General features: G+C 26.3%; 19 protein-coding genes. 5 read left to right on the forward strand and 14 right to left on the reverse strand.

Annotated features, from left to right (window positions below):
* Positions 1 to 79 precede the first annotated feature (79 nt).
* Together trpS and thrS are read left to right on the forward strand one after the other, a co-directional pair.
* Positions 80 to 1,087 (forward strand): tryptophan--tRNA ligase, encoded by a 1,008-nt coding sequence (gene trpS / locus D2845_RS02075; RefSeq protein WP_110858278.1) that lies wholly within the window; start codon positions 80 to 82, stop codon positions 1,085 to 1,087.
* The gene (thrS, locus tag D2845_RS02080; protein ID WP_110858279.1) at positions 1,071 to 2,816 is read left to right on the forward strand and encodes a threonine--tRNA ligase; all 1,746 of its coding nucleotides are present in this window, start codon (positions 1,071 to 1,073) and stop codon (positions 2,814 to 2,816) included. The genes trpS and thrS overlap by 17 nt, the downstream gene beginning before the upstream one ends.
* Before the next feature lie 156 nt (positions 2,817 to 2,972).
* Here thrS and D2845_RS06500 read toward each other — a convergent pair whose 3' ends face one another.
* The 3 genes from D2845_RS06500 to D2845_RS02095 form a co-directional block, all read right to left on the reverse strand.
* Positions 2,973 to 3,713, reverse strand: a complete 741-nt coding sequence (locus D2845_RS06500) for a hypothetical protein (RefSeq protein WP_002882042.1) — start codon at positions 3,711 to 3,713, stop codon at positions 2,973 to 2,975.
* A gap of 105 nt (positions 3,714 to 3,818) precedes the next feature.
* Positions 3,819 to 4,475 (reverse strand): hypothetical protein, encoded by a 657-nt coding sequence (locus D2845_RS06505; RefSeq protein ID WP_002882040.1) that lies wholly within the window; start codon positions 4,473 to 4,475, stop codon positions 3,819 to 3,821.
* Positions 4,476 to 4,489: 14 nt separating this feature from the next.
* Positions 4,490 to 5,200: a M48 metallopeptidase family protein gene (locus tag D2845_RS02095; protein ID WP_110858280.1), complete on the reverse strand. Its 711-nt coding sequence runs from the start codon at positions 5,198 to 5,200 to the stop codon at positions 4,490 to 4,492.
* A gap of 119 nt (positions 5,201 to 5,319) precedes the next feature.
* Between D2845_RS02095 and rpsT the strand changes: the two genes are divergently transcribed.
* On the forward strand, positions 5,320 to 5,583 hold the full coding sequence (gene rpsT / locus D2845_RS02100; protein ID WP_002882038.1) for a 30S ribosomal protein S20: 264 nt from the start codon (positions 5,320 to 5,322) through the stop codon (positions 5,581 to 5,583).
* Positions 5,584 to 5,654: 71 nt separating this feature from the next.
* Here the strand turns inward: rpsT and rsmI are convergent, their stop codons facing one another.
* Genes rsmI through dnaX form a run of 6 tightly spaced genes read right to left on the reverse strand, consistent with a single transcriptional unit; the run spans position 5,655 to position 10,753 of the window.
* Positions 5,655 to 6,359 (reverse strand): 16S rRNA (cytidine(1402)-2'-O)-methyltransferase, encoded by a 705-nt coding sequence (gene rsmI / locus D2845_RS02105; RefSeq protein ID WP_002882037.1) that lies wholly within the window; start codon positions 6,357 to 6,359, stop codon positions 5,655 to 5,657.
* Positions 6,349 to 7,224 (reverse strand): DNA polymerase III, encoded by an 876-nt coding sequence (locus D2845_RS02110; RefSeq protein WP_110858281.1) that lies wholly within the window; start codon positions 7,222 to 7,224, stop codon positions 6,349 to 6,351. Before D2845_RS02110 ends, rsmI begins: the two co-directional genes overlap by 11 nt.
* Complete coding sequence (gene tmk, locus D2845_RS02115; protein ID WP_002882035.1) at positions 7,224 to 7,865, reverse strand: dTMP kinase; 642 nt, start codon at positions 7,863 to 7,865, stop codon at positions 7,224 to 7,226. The genes D2845_RS02110 and tmk overlap by 1 nt, the downstream gene beginning before the upstream one ends.
* Positions 7,866 to 7,881: 16 nt before the next feature.
* Positions 7,882 to 8,472 (reverse strand): toprim domain-containing protein, encoded by a 591-nt coding sequence (locus D2845_RS02120; RefSeq protein ID WP_110858282.1) that lies wholly within the window; start codon positions 8,470 to 8,472, stop codon positions 7,882 to 7,884.
* Positions 8,472 to 8,765, reverse strand: a complete 294-nt coding sequence (locus D2845_RS02125) for a YbaB/EbfC family nucleoid-associated protein (protein ID WP_002882033.1) — start codon at positions 8,763 to 8,765, stop codon at positions 8,472 to 8,474. Before D2845_RS02125 ends, D2845_RS02120 begins: the two co-directional genes overlap by 1 nt.
* A 17-nt stretch (positions 8,766 to 8,782) precedes the next feature.
* Positions 8,783 to 10,753 (reverse strand): DNA polymerase III subunit gamma/tau, encoded by a 1,971-nt coding sequence (gene dnaX, locus D2845_RS02130; RefSeq protein WP_110858283.1) that lies wholly within the window; start codon positions 10,751 to 10,753, stop codon positions 8,783 to 8,785.
* A gap of 137 nt (positions 10,754 to 10,890) precedes the next feature.
* Between dnaX and D2845_RS06510 the strand changes: the two genes are divergently transcribed.
* Both D2845_RS06510 and D2845_RS02140 read left to right on the forward strand, forming a co-directional pair.
* Positions 10,891 to 11,412, forward strand: coding sequence for a hypothetical protein (locus tag D2845_RS06510; RefSeq protein WP_110858284.1), 522 nt, complete (start codon positions 10,891 to 10,893; stop codon positions 11,410 to 11,412).
* Positions 11,400 to 11,825: an NUDIX domain-containing protein gene (locus D2845_RS02140; protein ID WP_002882027.1), complete on the forward strand. Its 426-nt coding sequence runs from the start codon at positions 11,400 to 11,402 to the stop codon at positions 11,823 to 11,825. The genes D2845_RS06510 and D2845_RS02140 overlap by 13 nt, the downstream gene beginning before the upstream one ends.
* Before the next feature lie 30 nt (positions 11,826 to 11,855).
* Here the strand turns inward: D2845_RS02140 and secA are convergent, their stop codons facing one another.
* The 5 genes from secA to D2845_RS06530 form a co-directional block, all read right to left on the reverse strand.
* Positions 11,856 to 14,444: a preprotein translocase subunit SecA gene (gene secA, locus D2845_RS02145; protein WP_110858285.1), complete on the reverse strand. Its 2,589-nt coding sequence runs from the start codon at positions 14,442 to 14,444 to the stop codon at positions 11,856 to 11,858.
* Between the two features lie 99 nt (positions 14,445 to 14,543).
* A complete protein-coding gene (locus tag D2845_RS06515) occupies positions 14,544 to 14,735 on the reverse strand; it encodes a hypothetical protein (RefSeq protein ID WP_002882024.1) in 192 nt (63 codons plus the stop codon).
* Positions 14,736 to 14,738: 3 nt separating this feature from the next.
* Complete coding sequence (locus D2845_RS06520) at positions 14,739 to 15,773, reverse strand: carbohydrate ABC transporter permease (RefSeq protein WP_110858286.1); 1,035 nt, start codon at positions 15,771 to 15,773, stop codon at positions 14,739 to 14,741.
* The gene (locus D2845_RS06525) at positions 15,715 to 16,731 is read right to left on the reverse strand and encodes a carbohydrate ABC transporter permease (protein WP_002882019.1); all 1,017 of its coding nucleotides are present in this window, start codon (positions 16,729 to 16,731) and stop codon (positions 15,715 to 15,717) included. The genes D2845_RS06520 and D2845_RS06525 overlap by 59 nt, the downstream gene beginning before the upstream one ends.
* Positions 16,731 to 18,683 (reverse strand): ATP-binding cassette domain-containing protein, encoded by a 1,953-nt coding sequence (locus D2845_RS06530; RefSeq protein ID WP_110858287.1) that lies wholly within the window; start codon positions 18,681 to 18,683, stop codon positions 16,731 to 16,733. The genes D2845_RS06525 and D2845_RS06530 overlap by 1 nt, the downstream gene beginning before the upstream one ends.
* Positions 18,684 to 18,700 lie beyond the last annotated feature (17 nt).

The raw sequence follows: 18,700 nt of genomic DNA on the forward strand, positions 1-18,700 counted from the left end.
ATGATTGAATAGTTTTTATGCAAATGTAATAAAATTAATAAAGAATTTTGTTTTTTAACAAAAAAACATGGAGAAATTTATGACAAAAAAAAGAGTTTTAAGCGGAATAACTGCAACAGGAAATTTAACAATTGCAAATTACATTGGAGCAATCAAAAATCTTGTTAAATTTCAAGAAGAATATGAAAGTTATATTTTCATTGCTGATCTTCATGCTTTGACGCTTCCAATTGAACCAAACGAGCTAAAAAAGAATAAAAAAGAAATTTACGGATTATTTTTAGCATGTGGAATTGATCCAAAAAAATCAACATTGTTTTTTCAATCAGATGTTATTGAACATGGTTTAATGAATTGACTAGTTTTGACAAATACAACAATTGGTGAATTGTCAAGAATGACGCAATTTAAAGATAAATCAACAAAAATAAAAACTGCAAATGGAATGGAAACAATTCCAACAGGTTTGTTAATGTATCCAACATTGATGGCTGGTGATATTCTTTTATATGATCCTGATTTAGTTCCTGTTGGTGTTGACCAAAAACAACATGTTGAATTAACAAGAAATTTAGCACAAAGATTAAATCATAAATTTAATTTAGATTTCAAAATTCCGCAACCATATATTCCACAAATTGGTGCTAAGATTATGTCATTAATTGACCCAACTAAAAAAATGTCAAAATCTGATTCAAATAAAAAAGCTGCAATTTATTTATTAGATGATCCAGATGAAGCTTATAAAAAAATTATCAAAGCAGTAACTGATTCGGAAGGAAAAATTTATCTATCTGATGATAAACCAGGAATTAAAAATTTATTATCAATCTATGCTTCTTTGGTAGATATTAGTTTAGAAGAAACTGAAAAAAAATTTCATGATAAAAATTATGGTGAATTAAAACAAGAAGTTGGTTTAGTTGTTAAAAATTTTTTAATTGAAATTCAAAAAAAATATCACACTGCATTGAATTCAATTGATGAATTTGCAAAAATTGGGGCAAATCAAGCTAAAAAAATTGCTTCAAAAAATTTAGAAAAGTTAATGAAAGGTTTAGGATTAAAAAATGAAAGCAAATCATAAATTAAATCACTCCACATCGCATTTATTAGCAGCGGCTATTTTGAAACTTTATCCAAATACAAAATTAGCAATTGGTCCAGCCATTGAAGAAGGTTTTTATTATGATTTTGAATTTGAAAATCCAATTCTTGAAGCAGATTTATCCAAAATTGAAAAATTAATGAAAAAACTTGCCGAACAAGGTTATGTTACAAAACAAGTTTCAAAAGAATTTTTTAATTTTAATAATCAACCATACAAAACTGAACTTTATAATGAATTTTTAAATGATAAAAAAGAAATTACATTTTTTCAATTTATTCATCCAAAAACAAATGAAATTCTTTTTACTGATTTATGTGCAGGTGGACATATTGAAAACACAAAAGAAATCAAACATTTTAAACTCCTTTCAACTGCTGGTGCATATTGAAGGGGTGATTCAAAAAATAAAATGTTAACAAGAATTTATGGAACTTGTTGAGAAACTAAAGAACAATTAGAACAATATTTAGCAATATTGCAAGAAAGAAAAGAACGAGATCATCGAAAAATTGGTAAGGATCTTGAATTATTTATGTTTAATCAGCTATCAGGTCAAGGTTTTCCGATTTGATTAGAAGATGGAATGAAAATTCATAACATCATTAAAAACTACATTTTGAAATTAGATAAAAAGTTTGGTTTTAAAGAGGTATTAACTCCACATTTTGGTGAAAAAAAATTATATGAAATAAGTGGTCATTGAGATCATTATCAAGATACAATGTTTAATCCGATTAAAATGGATAATGAAACACTTGTTGCAAGGCCAATGACATGCCCGCATCATATTATCTTATTTAATGCAACAAGACGCTCATATCGTGATCTACCAATTCGTTATTCAGAACAATCACGTTTATATCGCTATGAAAAATCAGGTGCTTTATCAGGACTGGAAAGAGTTCGATCAATGGATTTAACTGAAGGACATGTTTTTGTTAGACAAGACCAAATTAAAGAAGAATTTAAGCACTTATACAAAATGATTTTGCAAGCATTAAAAGATTTCAATATTGAAATTGATCATGTTTCATTATCACTAAGAGACCCAAATGACACTGAAAAATTTTTCCAAGATAATGCGATGTGAAATCGGGCTGAAAATGATTTAAGAGAAGTTCTTGATAAATTAAAAATTAAATATCAAGAATTTATTGGTGAAGCAGCATTTTATGGTCCAAAAGTTGATTTTCAAGTTCGTACTGCACTAAATAAAATCATTACGATGTCAACATTGCAATTAGATTTCTTGTTACCACAAAGATTCGATATGAAATTTGTCAATGACAAAGAAGAATTTGAAAAACCTGTTTTAATTCATCGTGGTTTAATTGGAACATATGAACGTTTTATTGCGACACTTCTTGAACAAACTAAAGGAATATTACCTTTTTGGTTAAGTCCAAAACAAATAACAATTTTACCAATCACAAATGACTTTGAAATAATTCAATATGCACAAGAGTTATATGAAGAATTATCAATCTTGGATTTCAATGTTAATATTGATTTACGCAATGAAAGAATCAACAAAAAAATTCGTGAATCACAAATTCAAAAAACCAAATTCATTGTGATTATTGGCAAAAAAGAAGTTGAAGAAAAGCTTTTAGCTATTCGTGAATATGGTTCTGAAGTAACTAATGAATACAAAAAAGATGAATTTATAAATAAACTCCTTTCTTTAAAAAAAGATTTAAAATAAACAATAAAAATATCAAGCAACTGTTTGACTTGATATTTTTTTTAAAGTTTGTGATTAAATCTTTGATTTCTTTGATTAGAATATTGAAATGTTTTTTTTATACAAAATTCAATACAAAATCAAGATTTTTTTATATTTAAAAATTATTATCTAAAATTAAATTTGATTTGTAATTCGTAAAACAATTAAAATAACATTTGCTAGTGTTAATAATAATAAAATTATGAAAAATGTTCAAAATATTTCTTTTTCTCTCTTGGTTTTTAACGCCATTGCTTCTTTTTGACAGCATTCACATGACTTGCATTCGCAATGTTCAACAAAACCGGTTATTTTATATTCAAATGTGTCTGATCTTTGATCGCCATTAATTAAATGGTAAGCAATCACAATAGTTTGGTTAACATGTGTAACTTTTTCAATGTAAACTTGATATCTTGAATCTCATTTAATATCTTTAAAACGAACGTCAGAAATTTTTTTGTTGCCAGGATTTTCAACAAAAAATCTTGTTTTTTTAGCTTCATCATTAATATTTGAAACTGGAATTAGTTTCTTAGGAACTGGTTTATCAACTAAGTTCTCTCTATCAATGTATTCAATAACTTCTTCGTTCCGGATATTGCTTCCTTTAAGTCTATCAAGAATAATGTATGCTTTTTTAACATTGACGCTACCACGATAAGCTCCATCACGGTGGAATCAAACACGTGTTTCATTATTTGTTTTTTCGCTAATTCTAATGAATTCTAAAAGTGCATCGCTGAAATCTTTAAAATTACCAGAAATTTTTTCATTTGCTTTTTTAATATTGAATGATATATTTCTATTTTCATCAAACTTTTCAGCAATATAGTACTTTTCTAAAGTACTTTTTTCTGATGAGTTATTTCCCATTTTTTCTCCTAATTTTGTTAAGTCTTTATTTATATTTGTTTAAACTACCTATACTATATTTTAAATAAATATAATTAAAAATTAGCATTTTTTTTGAAAAAATCGCTATATTTTTGAGGTTTTTGCATTGTTATTGTTCAATAAATCAATGATTTGATTGACATTTTCATTGCTCAAGGTTGGTTGCAATTGAGATTTTATTTGATACATTAGGTCTGGTAAATTACTAATATTTGTATATAATAAATGTCCTTGAAAGTTGCTAAGTTTAAATTCTTTTACAAATTTACAAATCAATATTCCTAAGATTGGCAGATTCTTTGGCAATAAAGGAATCAAATTTTCAATATTTTTATTCAATGCTCAAAACAAATTATTGATTGAATATTGTTGATTATCAGTGTGCAAAAATCATTCACGTTCATTGAAATTTCCTTCAAGAATCATTGCTTGATCATTAAATTCTTTTAAAACAAATAATCCATAGTTATTAACCAAGATTTTTCCAGAATCGAAACTATAGTCATTAGTTGATAAAGAAGTAATATTATTTAAAAGATATGTATTTGGAATAAGTTTATTTATTTTGTCAACTTGTTGAGACAAATTAGGAGTAATATTTTCAACCAAATTTAAATCTTGATTTTTTGATTTCTTTTTTTGATTAATAATTTTTTTAACGATTACAAGAATATCAATAATTAAAACAACTAGAAAAAAACTATAAGCAATTGTTAAAATCAATATTATTTGTGAATCCATTTTAATTCCTTATTTTATTTAAAAATATGATTTTTTAATTTGTTTTTAAGTTCCTGATAATTGGGAATATATTTTTTTAACAATGATCAAAATTCCTTTGAGTGGTTATGATGTATTATATGGCAAATTTCATGATATGCAACATATTTAATAATTTCATCCGAAAAATAAATTAAGTCACTACAAATATTAATTTTTTGTGATGCAACAGTAATTGAAGCTCATGATGTTTTTTTATCTCGTAAAGAGTATTTAAAATCTAAATTTTTCTTCAAAATCGAATTCGCGGCTTCTTTTGCAAAAAAATCAAATTTAGAAAGCAATTCCTTTTTTAAAAAATTTTTAATTAAAAAAGCATCATCAAATTTGTCATTATTTGACTTTTTAAATTTTTTAATAATGTTATTTTTCGCATCAATCAAATAAATTAAATTATTTTTTATTTGATAGTTAAGCAAATTTCCAAAATAATAAATTTTTTTATTCAATGTATCAATTTCTAATTTTGGTTTGCTTTTTAAACTAAGTTTTTTCAAAATATTTAACATTGCTTTATTCAAGAAATTTTCAAACCTAGAATTTAATAAATTAATTATTGAACCCCTTACTAAAAAAGCACCATCTTCATATGTTAAATAAACATGCTTAGCATTTGAATAAAAAAATTTAATTTCATATTCTTGATTATTTATTTTTGTTTTTCGAACTTGATTTGGATGCTTCATATTAAAATATTTTAATAAATTAAAATAAAATTTAAAAAATAAATGAAATCTTAAAAAAATATTTTTTTTATGTAAAATTATGGATGCTAATTAATTTTTTTTAGCAAGAGAGGCAAAAAATGGCAAATATTAAATCAAAACAAAAAGCAATATTATCTAACGCAAAAGCAAATGCTCGTAATTCTGCGATTAAATCAACTGTTAAAACTGCGATTAAAAAAGCAAAATTAGCTGCCCAAGCTAAAGATGAAAAAACAGCTGAATTAGTAGCTAAAGCACACCATGAAATCGATAAGGCTGTTTCAAAGGGTGTTTTACACCAAAATAATGGTGCAAGAAAAGCTAGCCGTTTAGATGCATTTATTGCTAAAACAAACAATTAATTTTGAAAAAACTATTTCAATAAATTTAAAATAAAAAATTAAAAATAGGCCAAAAAATAAAAGCCTATTTTTTATTTTGCATATTTATTAATCTTAATTCTTTTTTGTTTTTTAATTAAAAAAACTAAAACATATTCACCCTTAATTGCATCATTTTCAAGCATCAAAAGAATTTCACTTGGCTTGCCAAAATAATCTTTTTCATGCAATTTTGTTAATTCTTTACATAAATAAATTTCAATTGTATCCAAAAAAACAGTTTCAAAATCTTTTAGGGTATTAATTAATTTATGTGGCGAAACGTATGCAACATATACACCTTCATTTAATTTTTTTAGTTGATTAATTCTTTCTCCACTTTTATCCTTTAAAAAACCTAAAAAACTAAAAGTTGACCCAAAATTTGCCTTGATGAAAGCATGTACAAAAGCACTAACTCCACCAATTACATCAATAAAAATATTATTTTTTTTAGCTTCAGAGATTAAATTAAAACCAGGATCTGAGATACATGGCATTCCGGCGTCTGAAATTAAGGCAACTTTTTTATCAAAAAAAATGTATTCAATAATCTTGTTAACTAATTTTTTTTCATTAAATTTATGATAAGCAATTAAATGCTTATTACTAATATCATAATGATTTAAAAGTTTTTTACTTGTTTTGGGATCTTCACAAAGAATAATATCGGCCTCTTTTAAAATTCTTATTGCCCGAAGTGTAATATCTTCTAAATTGCCAATTGGAGTACCAACAATAAATAATTTATATGTCATAAAATTGCTCCAACTTTAATAATAAATTGCTTTTTTGCAAATTAAAATTTGCTGAACTTTCTAGATTAATTTTAGTCTCTTTCAATAAACTAATAATTTTATAAATTGGAATATAATCAAATGATTCTTTTTTAATTTTGTTTGCATCCAAAAGATCTAAATTCCGAATTTCTTTTTTAATCTTATAAACATCAATAAATGCCATAATTAAAAAATCAAGAATTATTTCTTTGTTCTCATAAACAAAAAATTCAATAACTGCTTCTAAAAAATCAATTGGTTTTTTTGATGATTGATAAATTGTTTCACTTAATTTCTTAAAAATCAAAACTAAATCTTCATCATAGACTGAATTTGTATTTGCAAAAAAGTTTTTAAATGCTTCATTCGAGTTTTCTAATTCGTTATCATTTGTTGAAATTTCAATAATGAATGCCCGAGACTTAATTGTTTTAAGCACTTTTGCAATAAAATTACATGACATAATAATAATTGTGTTCTTAGGTGGTGATTCAAGATACTTAAGCAAACTATTTAAAGATTGCATCGTTGCATTTTCAATATTATTAATAATTAAAATCCTTTTTTTATTTTGATTCAAGATTGATGTCTCAGAAGTATCATTCATTGCGTCTAAAATTGTTTGCTTATGAATATTTTGGTTTTTTCCATCAATATAAAAATATAAATCCCCAAATTTAATATCAGAAAAGTTTTGATAATTTTCATGATTAATTTGATTAATAAAATATAAAAAATATTCATAAAAATTTTTTATTTTTTTTGATGACAATAAATAAGCATGACTTAATTTTTTGGCATTAAGAGAATTATTGATTATTTTAATAAAAACTTCATTTAGCATTATAAAACTTTTTCTTTTTGTAAAATATCAATCACTTTATTAAATAATTCAATGATTGAACAATTCGCATTAACAACACGATATTTTTGTGGGTTTTTTGCAATGATTTTTTTGTATGATTCTCTTAGTAAAAAATAATAGCCAACATCATTTGTTTCTAACCGATCCATCTCATTCCGCATTTTTGTAATTCTTTCAATTGAAATTGCAGGTTCCAAATCAAAAAAGATAATAAAATCAGGTTCCGTATTATTTGTAGCAATTTTATTAATTATTTCTACATTTTCTAATTGCGCATCACCTAAGATTCCTTGATAAACATATGAAGATGTCGTATAACGATCTGAAATAACATTTTTATTATTTTTTAATGCAGGTCAAATTCCCTTTTCCAAATTTAGTCTCCGACTTGTTGCAAACAATAAAGCGTCAACCATTGAACTGAATGAATTTGCATTATCCAAAATTAATTGTCGAATCTTCTCGGCTTCTTTGGAAAATGCTGAACCAGGTTCTCTTGTAAAAACAAAATTATTAATTAAATTCCGATTAATTAATTCATCTTTAAGCATTTGAATAATTGTTGTTTTTCCTGAACCATCCATTCCTTCAAAGACAATAAATTTACCTTTCTCAAGCATAAATTAACCTCATTTTCTATAACTTTTTTTTATTTAAAATTGACTGTGTTAATGATATTGAATCAATTGCTTCAATCGACATTCCAAATGGTATTCCAATTGATAATTGGTAAACATTTTTTTGGGGATAGGTATAACGAATTTGTTTTTCAATGTATTTCATTGTAATTTGACCATTTAAATCAGTATTTAAAGCTAAAATAATTTCATCAAACTCTTTGATTAATTTTAAAAATAAACTAATTTTGTTCAAAACTAAATCTGAAATTTTTTTTAAATTTATATTTTCATTGAAAACAAAATATTTGCCTTTTTCAATCTCAAGTGATTCAAATTTCTCAATATCTTGCGAGTCTGAAACAACAAAAAGCTTTTTAACCCTTTTTTTATCTAAACAAATATTACAAATTTCATTCTCTGTATAAGCTAAACATTGTTTACATTTTTTAGTTTTTTGTTGCAAATTGACTAACTCTTCAAACAAATTTTTAGTAAAACTTGGCGGATTCTCCAAAAAAAATGTAACAATTTTTTTTGCTTGTTTATTTGAAATACCAGGAATTTTCCTAAGCATTTCAATAATTTTTTTAAACTCTTCTTGCTGCATTAGAATGGCATTCCAGAGTTTGAATATTTATTACTAATTTCATCATATGCTGCATCAACAACATCAATTGCTTCATTTACTGCTAACATCACTAAATCTTGAATTAATTCTGGATCTTCAGGATCAATTAGGGCTTCATTAATGATAATTTCTTTAATTTTTCTTGATCCTAACATTGTTATTTTGATGCCTTGTTTCTCAATGACAAATTCTTTTTTAGCAACAATTTGTTCATCTTTTTCCATTTCACCTTGAATTCTTTTCGCATTTTTTAGCATTTCATTTATATTCATAATTTTCTCCAGTAATTTTATTTTGATGGTTCTTTAACAATATCTCCAAATAATTTTTTGGCATATTCAACTGTTTCAGAAACTTTATTTTTATAATTATCTAAATTCAATAAAGAAATCATTTTTATTTCTTCAGGATTTTTTGTTTTCCAGTTATTTTTACAATACTCAATTGCATTTGTTACTTGGTCTTGGGTAACTGCAACAACATTAAGATATCTTGCAAAAATACTATTACTTGCTTCAATAAATTCATCTGCGTTTCGACGTAAATTTAATTGATGAACCTTAAAAATATCATCGGATTTCAGAACAATTAATTCATTTGAACACAAAAAGACTTTAAAACCAAAAAGCAAATCATTTAAATGCTCATATTTTTTGCCTAATCGATTTTTTAACATATTGTAATGCATAACATCTAAATTTGCTTGAATTTTATTACCATTTCATCCATACAAATTCATTTTCATATATTGATAAATAAAAGCTAATGTATTGACTTCTTCTTGATCTAATTCTGGTTTTAAAGACAGTTGTTCATTATTATCATTTTTTTGATTTTGATCATTTGGACTTAAAAGATCATCTAATAAATCATTAATGCTTGCTTTTTTTGCAAAAGAAGCATTTTTTTCTTTATCTTCCTCAATGTTTTGCTTTATTTCATCTAATTGATCTTGATTTTTTTTAATGTCATTAGTTATGATTTCTTTGTTTTTTTCTTGATCAAATGCTAAATCATAAGAATTAGCAATGCTTGCTAAATCAAAAACTGAATTAAACTCTTTTGCACTATTATTAATTTGAAGATCGTTATTATCTTGATTATTTTTAAATACAGGCTCAAAATTATTGTTTTCAGTTAAATGTTTATTTAATAAAAAATCCGTTGAAACTAAATTTTCTTTAAGTTCATAAGAAACCATTTTTAATAAATATAGTTCAATAATTTGTTTTGGCAAATTTGAATTTTGGATTTCTTTAATTGCTTTTTGCATTAATTCAAAATAATAAAATAATCTTTCATCATCAATTTTCAATTCAACTAAATCTTTTTTTGAACAAAATTCTAAAAGCTTCTCATCATGTGTTTTTTTTAAAACAAAATAATCTTTTAAAACATTGAAAATTTGTGAAATTAATTTTTCAACACTTGCACCATTTTCAACCAAATAATTATATTTATTAATTAATTGCGTGTGATTATTTGTCAAAATTGCTTTGATTAAAAACAAAATGTTTTGAATATCCACAATTCCATACAATTCCTCAATTGCTTGTTTTGTTATAATTCCATTTGAACAATAAACTGCAACTTGATCGGCAATACTTAAAGTATCACGAAAACTTCCATTACCTAAGTCAACAATTAATTTAATTGCTTCTAATTCAGCATTGATATTTTCTTTATTAAAAATTGTTGTGATTTGTTCAAATAATATATCTTTATCAATTTTTTTAAAATTGAATCTTTGCACCCGACTTAAAATTGTTAGCGGAATTTTTTGGGGGTCAGTTGTTGCTAAAATAAAAATAACATGTTTTGGGGGTTCTTCAATTGTTTTTAATAAGGCATTAAATGCACTTTTTGAAAGCATATGAACTTCATCAATAATATATATTTTATATTTGCCATGCGTTGGAAGATGCTTGATTTTTTCTTTTAATTCGCGGATATCATCAATTCCTGTATTTGAAGCTGCATCAATTTCAATAATATCAATATTTTGATTAATATTTTTAATACATAAATCACAAGGATTTTCATTGAACCGATGTTCACAATTAATTGCATTGGCAAAAATTTTTGCAGTTGATGTTTTTCCATTTCCATGTGGACCGCAAAATAAATAAGCATGTGTCAATTTATTTTCTCTAATAATATTTTTTAATGATTCAATAATATGTTTTTGACCATAAACATCATCAAATGTTTTTGGACGATATTGTCGATATAATGCTAAATATTTTTTTTCAAACGTCATTATACCTCCCTAAAATATATTTATATTTTACCAAAATTAAGGATGCAAAAAATTTAAAGATAATTTTTTAAATTTTATTAATTTGAATCCAATTTTGATTAAAACAAATTAGTTTTTTTATCTATATAATTTTTGTTATGAATAAGGTCGATAAAATTATTAGTAATATCCATCAAAGAAATTTTTTAACATTTTTTATACTGACAATCATTTCTTTATTTGTTGCAATCTTTTCAATCATAGGAATTAGTTTTTTAAATCCTAAAATCAATCGAAATATTTTTATTGGAATCATAATTTTAATTGTTTTAACAATAATTATTGTGTTTTTTAGTATTTTTAGTTTTTTTGCAATTTATAAAGAAAGAAATTCCTTGCAACATCAAAAACTATTAAAAATAATTTTTTGATTTGTTATTGGCTTAATTGTTATTATGCTACTGTTTCTTGTTTTAGTTTTTTCTTTAAATGTTACGCATCAAAATATAATTAAATATTTAAATGCAGAAAATGAGCAACTTACGTTACAAAATCAAAAACTTTTTGCAAGTATCAAAATAATTTATCTTATTGCAAATTCTCTTTTAATTTTAAATATAATTACAATTGTAGCGATAAATATTTTTATCAAAAATAGAGGTGGGATATGAAATATGTAAAATCATGTGGTGCAATTGTTTTAAATAATGTTGAATCAAAATTATATGTCTTATTAGTTCAGCACACCGCTGGACATTGGGGTTTTCCAAAGGGGCATGTTGAAGAAAACGAAACTGAAGAAGAAACTGCGATTAGAGAAGTTAAAGAGGAAACAAATGTTGATATTGAAATTTTGGATGGTTTTAAGGAAACAATAAATTACTCACCATTTTCCAATGCAACAAAAGATGTAATATATTTCTTAGCAAGACCAAAAAATTTTGATTTAAAAAAACAAATTGGTGAAATTGATGTTGTGGAATGAGTCAATATCAAAGAAGCAATTGTCAACCGAATAACACATGAAAATGAACGTGAACTTTTAGAAAAAACAGTTGATTTTTATTTAAATAATTTTTGAGATTATAAATAAAAAATAGAAGTAAGATAAGCAATCAAACTTCTATTTTTTTTGGTCCTGTTTTTGTAATAATGAATCAAGTTTAAACTTAAATTCTCTTAAAATTTCTTCTTTTTTAGTTTTTAAAATTTCAGTAATTTCTTCTTCTGATTGATTTTTTTCAAGCAGATGTTTTTTTTCTGATTCTAATAAAAAATTGACAAATTCATTTAAGTTTTCAATCCCTTGTTCAAACTTGTTTTCAGAAGTAAAATTGCTTACAAACGGGAAATCAAAGTCCGCATTATTGGCCGGAAGTGCTTCATAGTTGTTTAATAAATTAACACTACATTCCATTGCAATCCGGTTTGTTAATTCTTTAAATTTTTTTGAACCTAATTTTGTGTAGATTTGATATGGATTTTTTTGGGCATATTGCACTAAATGCGTACTACGACGTAATTTGTCCATAACATTAATATGATCTTGTCATCCGGCATCAAAAACATTTAAAATAATATTTCGCTCAGATTTAATTAATGATGAAATTCCGTATTTGTCAATGATATTTTGTCTCAATTGGTCGTATTCTTTATTTCAAATTGCAATAATATAAGCAATTAAATCTTCTTTATCCATCTTTTTAAGCTCATCAATGCTAAATTGATGTTTTGTCAAAATCATAAAGTTTTTATTCAAATAATCAACAAAAGCCTCAAAATCAATCGTATCTGTTTTTCTTACAAAATAAGGATTATTAACAATTTGTTTAACAGCAACTTGGAACATCTTATGAATAATTGAACCAAGATCATCACGATTTAAAATTAAATCGCGTTGTTCATAAATTAAATCGCGTTGTTGACGAATAACGTCATCAAAATTTAAAACGCTTTTACGGTTATCGTAATTAAATCCTTCAATCTTCTTTTGTGCTCTTAAAAAAGCTGATTTAATTGCTTTACCTGGAATTGGATCTGAACCATATTCTTTAAAAAGCTCTTTTCATTGGTCTTGAATTGAAAATCTCAAAATTAGTTGATCATCCAAAGATAAAAAGAATTTTGTATATCCAATATCACCTTGACGCCCTGAACGCCCTTTTAATTGATTATCAATCCGACGCGATTCAGCTTTTTCGGTTCCCAAGACATATAATCCGCCATTGGCAATTGCTTCTTTTGATGGTTTAATATCAGTTCCCCGACCGGCCATATTTGTTGCAATTGTTACAGCTCCAGCTTCACCTGCTTTGGAAATAATATCAGCCTCAGAAGCATCTTGCTTAGCATTTAAAACAGTATGCGGAATTCCTTCATTTAATAAATATTCATGCAAGACTTCTGAATCTTCAACTTGGGCTGTTCCAATTAAGATTGGTTGTTTACGTTCATATGCTCTTTTAACCTCTTTTGTCACAGCTTTTCATTTTGAATGCATGTCAACATAAATTTCATCTTGGTCATCAATTCGAATCACTGGTTTATTGGTTGGAACAACATTAACCCGCATATTATAAATATCAATAAATTCTTTTTCTTCAGTTTTAGCCGTCCCAGTCATACCACTAATTTTTTTGAATAATCTAAAAAAGTTTTGATAAGTAATTGTTGCTAGAGTTTTCGTTTCTGATTCAATTTCAACTCTTTCTTTGGCTTGAATTGCTTGTTGCAACCCTTCTGAATAAGCACGCCCTTCCATGATCCGACCAGTAAATGAATCAACTAATTCGATTTTGTCATTTCGCACAATGTATTCAACATCTAATTTCATCACTTTATGTGCTCTTAGTGAATTTTGAATCCGGTGCACAAGTTCAGAATTTTCTAAATCATATAAGTTTTTAAAATTGAAATATTTATTTGCTTTTTCAATTCCTTCATCCGTTAAATAAACTGATTTGGTTTCTTCATCAATAAAATAATCATTGCTATTTAGAGTGCGAACAAATAAATCAGCAATGTTATACATACTACTTTCTTCTTGATCTCCTCCTGAAATAATCAAAGGAGTTTTTGCCTCATCAATTAAAATTGAATCCACTTCATCAAGCAAAATATAATCAAGACCGCGTTGGACTTTTTCTTCTTTGCTCATTGCCATATTGTCCCGCAAATAATCAAAACCTAATTCTGAATGCACAGAATAAACGACATCACAAGCATAAGCTTCCCTTTTTAAATCAGCTGGCATTTGTGCTTTATTAATTCCAACACTTAGTCCAAGAAATTTAAAAACTAATCCCATTTCATGGGCATCACGTTCTGCTAAATATTCATTTACGGTTGAAACAATTACACTTTGTCCACTTAAAGCATTTAAATAAACAGGAGCAATTGAAGTAATTGTTTTCCCTTCCCCTGTTTTCATTTCCGCAACCGAACCAAGATCAAGAATAATTCCACCAAGCATTTGAACATCATAAGGTCTTTTACCTAAAACTCTTTTGGTTGCTTCCCTTGAAACAGCAAATACTTCATGGCGAATATCTTCTTGTGTTTCGCCTAATTTAAGTCTTTCTTTAAACTCAATGGTCTTACTTTTTAATTCATCATCACTTAAAAGTTCAACTTGTGATTCAAGTTGATTAATTTTTTTTAGCGTATGCTCAGCAATTCGCATTTCTGTTGATTGGAATTTAAAAAATTTCATAATTTAATATTTTATATTAAATTTAAAAATCTTGATTTAAATAAAAAACAAGCAACATCTTTATTAAAAAGAATTGCTTGCTTGATATTGTTTATTTTTTTATGTGAATAATCTTAATGTATCTTGATCAAAAATTCGGTATATTCCAATAACTAAGCCATAAATCATGAAAGCTAATAAGATCAATCCAATAATCACAACTAATAAAATTCAAAAAGCTCGAAAAAGTTTTTTTGAAATTCTTTTGGTTTTGGATTTATTAGCCATTGAACTATAATCTTTATATTCCATATTCTATCCTTTTGTTGCTGTTCCACGTCTTGAAATAGCTGACATAATTTTATTTCTTAGAATGAAGTAAACAATAATCATTGGAGCGACAGCTAAAACTGTTGCTGCCATTCTCACTGATAAAACAATTTGAATTTGTCCAGGAGCAACTTCATGTCTACCAGTGGTAAATAATCATAAGTTAATTGGTGCATAATAACCTGCTGTTGGCCCAGGGGCTGAATCTCATAATAGCGCTGGTCATGTATACGAGTTTCATGAAGCAATTGCTGTTAAAATAATCACTGTTCATGTTGTTGCTTTTACCATTGGAAGGGCAATATTAAAGAAATATTTAACTCCACTTGCACCATCAAGCATTGATGATTCTTTAACTGAATTCGGAATTGCTTCGAATGAATTTCTATACATGTAAGCATTGAAAATTGAAGTTGCAAAAGGTACAATCATTGCAATTAAAATCAATGGATTTTTTGTTCCTAATCACCCAGCTTTTGATACTAAAGTATATTGCAATGAAATCAAAGTAATTTCAGGAATAACAATTAATGATAACAAAATTGCAAAAAAGACATTTTTTCCCATTCAGTTTTTCATTGAAAGAGCATATCCTAACGTGATTGCAAAAAACAATCTTACAATCACTGAAATTGTTGCAAACCCTGCTGTAAATAAGAGTGATTGTAAATAACCTTCTTGGATTGCACCTTTGAAATTAGAAAAGAATAATTTTGTTCCTAAAAAACCACTAAATTCTTTATTTGCAGCAATAAATTTATCAAAGTCAAATGGTCATCATGCGATTTGGAATCCTTGACCTTCATAAAATCTTGGGTCAACTAATGCTTGTTCAAGCATAAAGTAAAATGGAAGAAGAATAAGAAAACTAAAAAAGGTTAAAATTGTTATTTTAAAAGATCATTCAAAGATTTTTCCCCATACATTTGTTGTTGAGTATGGTTTTGTCATCAGTTCTTGTTTAGATTTTAAAACTGATTTTTCTCTTTTGTATCTCTGCTTTAAGCTTGTTAATAACATTTCTTTCTCCTATTTTAATTTTTAATTGGTAAATTAATGACACTGATTTTTTTAGTACATATGACAGTAGTATTCCAATAATAAATAGGAACACTGAGGCTGCCATTGCTCTTCCATACCCATTTGATGCAAATCTAACTGCTTGGAAAATATAAATTAATAATGTGCTTCCATTTTCAGCAATAGCCAAGGTTGAATCATTGTTATATAAAGCAAGTGGGAAAACCTTAATTCCATTAATAATTCCGATTGTGAACAAGAATGAAAGAGTTCTTTGAATTGATGGTAATGTAATTGAAAAGAATTGTTTTGAAGGTGAAGCACCATCAATCGCTGATGATTTATATAAGTCAGGATTAACTGATAGCATTGCCGTTGTTAAAATTAAAACTTGAAATGCTAATCCACCTCAAACACCCCGAATTAAAATAACCAAAAATGGATTTCAACGATTAGATGTTCCATATAGTAGTGGTAAGATTGCTCCTTCGCTTGCTCTTCCAAACACTGCAGTGAATGTTAGCGAAACTGCAACCGCTCCTGTCATATATGGTAAAAAGAAAACTGTTTGTCAAAAACCACGCGCATATTTTCTTACTACCATTGTAATCGCTGTGCTTATTAAAATCGAGATTGTTAAACCAATTGGCAATGCAGTAATTGCATATAGCAATGAGTTAACTAATGAAGTTTGGAATTTAGGGTCATTTAATATCCCAACAGTTCCTGTTGTTTTATAGTAATTATCAATTGATCAACCAAATCTTGTAAATGTTGCTGGTGCTCGGAATGAACCAATAATCACAAAGATGAAAGGAACTACGACCATAAATAATAAGGCAATTAATGATGGCAGCATTAATACAAATGGTTTCCAAAATGGTGTTCTTGTATTTAGAATACTTAATGCTTCACCAGTTTTTTTAATCCGGTATTTTTTTCAAAAATAAGTTGTCATTAGATTCTTTCCTTTGTATCAATATCAAACATATGATATAGATCTTCTCTTTTGATACTTAATTTAACATTTTCACCAATTTCATATTTTGATTTTTTGCCTAAAAACACATTTGCAATTTTATTAATTTTTTCAATAAAGATTTGTGCTTGAATTTCTTTACCAAGATACTCAACTAAGCGAATATCTCCAATAATAATTCCTTCTTCATCTTCAACTAAAGATTCACCACGGAAACCTAAATTAATTTTATTTTTCTTATAGTTTTTTGGAACTTTTGTTAATTTTTTATTGCCATAGTATGCATAACCACTTTTTACTTCTGTTTCAAAAACAGTCATTTCTGGCATTCCTAAGAATTTTGCAACAAATTCATTTTTTGGTTTTAAATATAAATCCATTGGTGCGCCAATTTGTTGCACTTTAGCTGTTGACATACAAATGATTTTGTCACTAATTGACATTGCTTCTTCTTGGTCATGGGTAACAAAGACTGTTGTAATTCCTAGTTCTTGTTGAATTGAACGAATTCATTTTCTTGTTGAAATTCTTAATTTAGCATCCAAGTTTGAAAGTGGTTCGTCTAATAAAAGAATTTTTGGTTTTTTAACAATTGCTCTAGCGATTGCTACCCGTTGTTGTTGTCCCCCTGACAATTGGGTTGGACGTTTACCTAAATTTTTGGTAATTTCTACTTTTTGGGCAACATCTAAAACATCCCGTACAATTGCTTCTTCAATACTTAAAACATCTTTACTTAAAATTTTAATTTCGTTTTGAATTTCTTTTGGTAATAAAAGAACTAATTCATTTAATGCTTTTTTTGGACATGAAAATTTAATATTTTTTTGCTCAAAAATTGGAGCTAATAAACTTTTAATTGTTTGTGAATAAATTTCTTCGGTTTCTTTTTCAACAAGTTTAATCCGCATTTTAATTTTTTTAATCTTGTCATTTAATTCATGATGTTTTTGTTGATGTTTTTTAACTTGTAAAAGTTTTTTAGCTTCAGCAACTTTTATTTTGTATTCAGCTTTAGTTTTGTTATATTCTTGCACATAAGCATCTTTTAAAACTTTGATTTGCCCTGAAAGTTCATTTTTAATTAAAGTTTTTTTTGCATTAAAATCTTTTTTTACAAGCGCAATTTGCTCATCAAAATTTATAAAATCTTGATTATTTGCGATTGCAACATCTTTTTGTTCTTTGATGTTTGTAATTTGTTTTGCTAATTCTTGTTTTAAGTTTTCAATATCATCTTTTGCTTTTTCTTTAGCATTGTTTATTGCTTTTAAAACATTTTTAGTTAGTGATGATAAAAGAGCTGTTTTTTTAGTAACAACAAAATTGTAATCATTTAATTCTTTATCAATAATGTTGTTATATTCAGTTTTTAATTCCGTTAAATAATGTTTTGTTTCTTTGGGATTATCAATTGAATGATATAGTTTCATTCTTGAATCAGAAATTATTTCTTCGGGAATATTAAAATGTTTAAAAATTATTTCAAATATTTTTTGTTGTGCTAATTTTGATTTTTCAATTGTTTCTTCTTTTCAGTGTTTATCATTTAACAAAGGAAATGCGATATTATCATACACAGTCATGTGTGGATATAAAGCATAATTTTGGAACACTAACCCAAGTTCTCTTTGTTGTGGTGAGAACTTAGTAACATCAACACCTGAAAAAAATATTTTTCCGGATGTTGGTCGTAGTAAACCAGAAATTGCATTAAGTGTAGTTGTTTTCCCTGAACCAGAGGGTCCTAGTAAAGTAACTAACTCTCCTTTTTCAATAATAAAAGAAACATTATCCACAGCTAAAGATTCACCAAAGTCAATAACCAAATCCTTAACTTCAATCGCAGGAATTGATTTTTTTGCTTGGTAACGTTCTTTTGAAAAACTATGAATATCACTTTGTGTTAATCCATTATTTGCTTTTATCATATTTATTTCCTTAAAAA

Origin of the sequence: Metamycoplasma alkalescens (assembly GCF_900476125.1) — a bacterium.
Taxonomy (GTDB): Bacteria; Bacillota_I; Bacilli_A; order Mycoplasmatales; family Metamycoplasmataceae; genus Metamycoplasma; species Metamycoplasma alkalescens.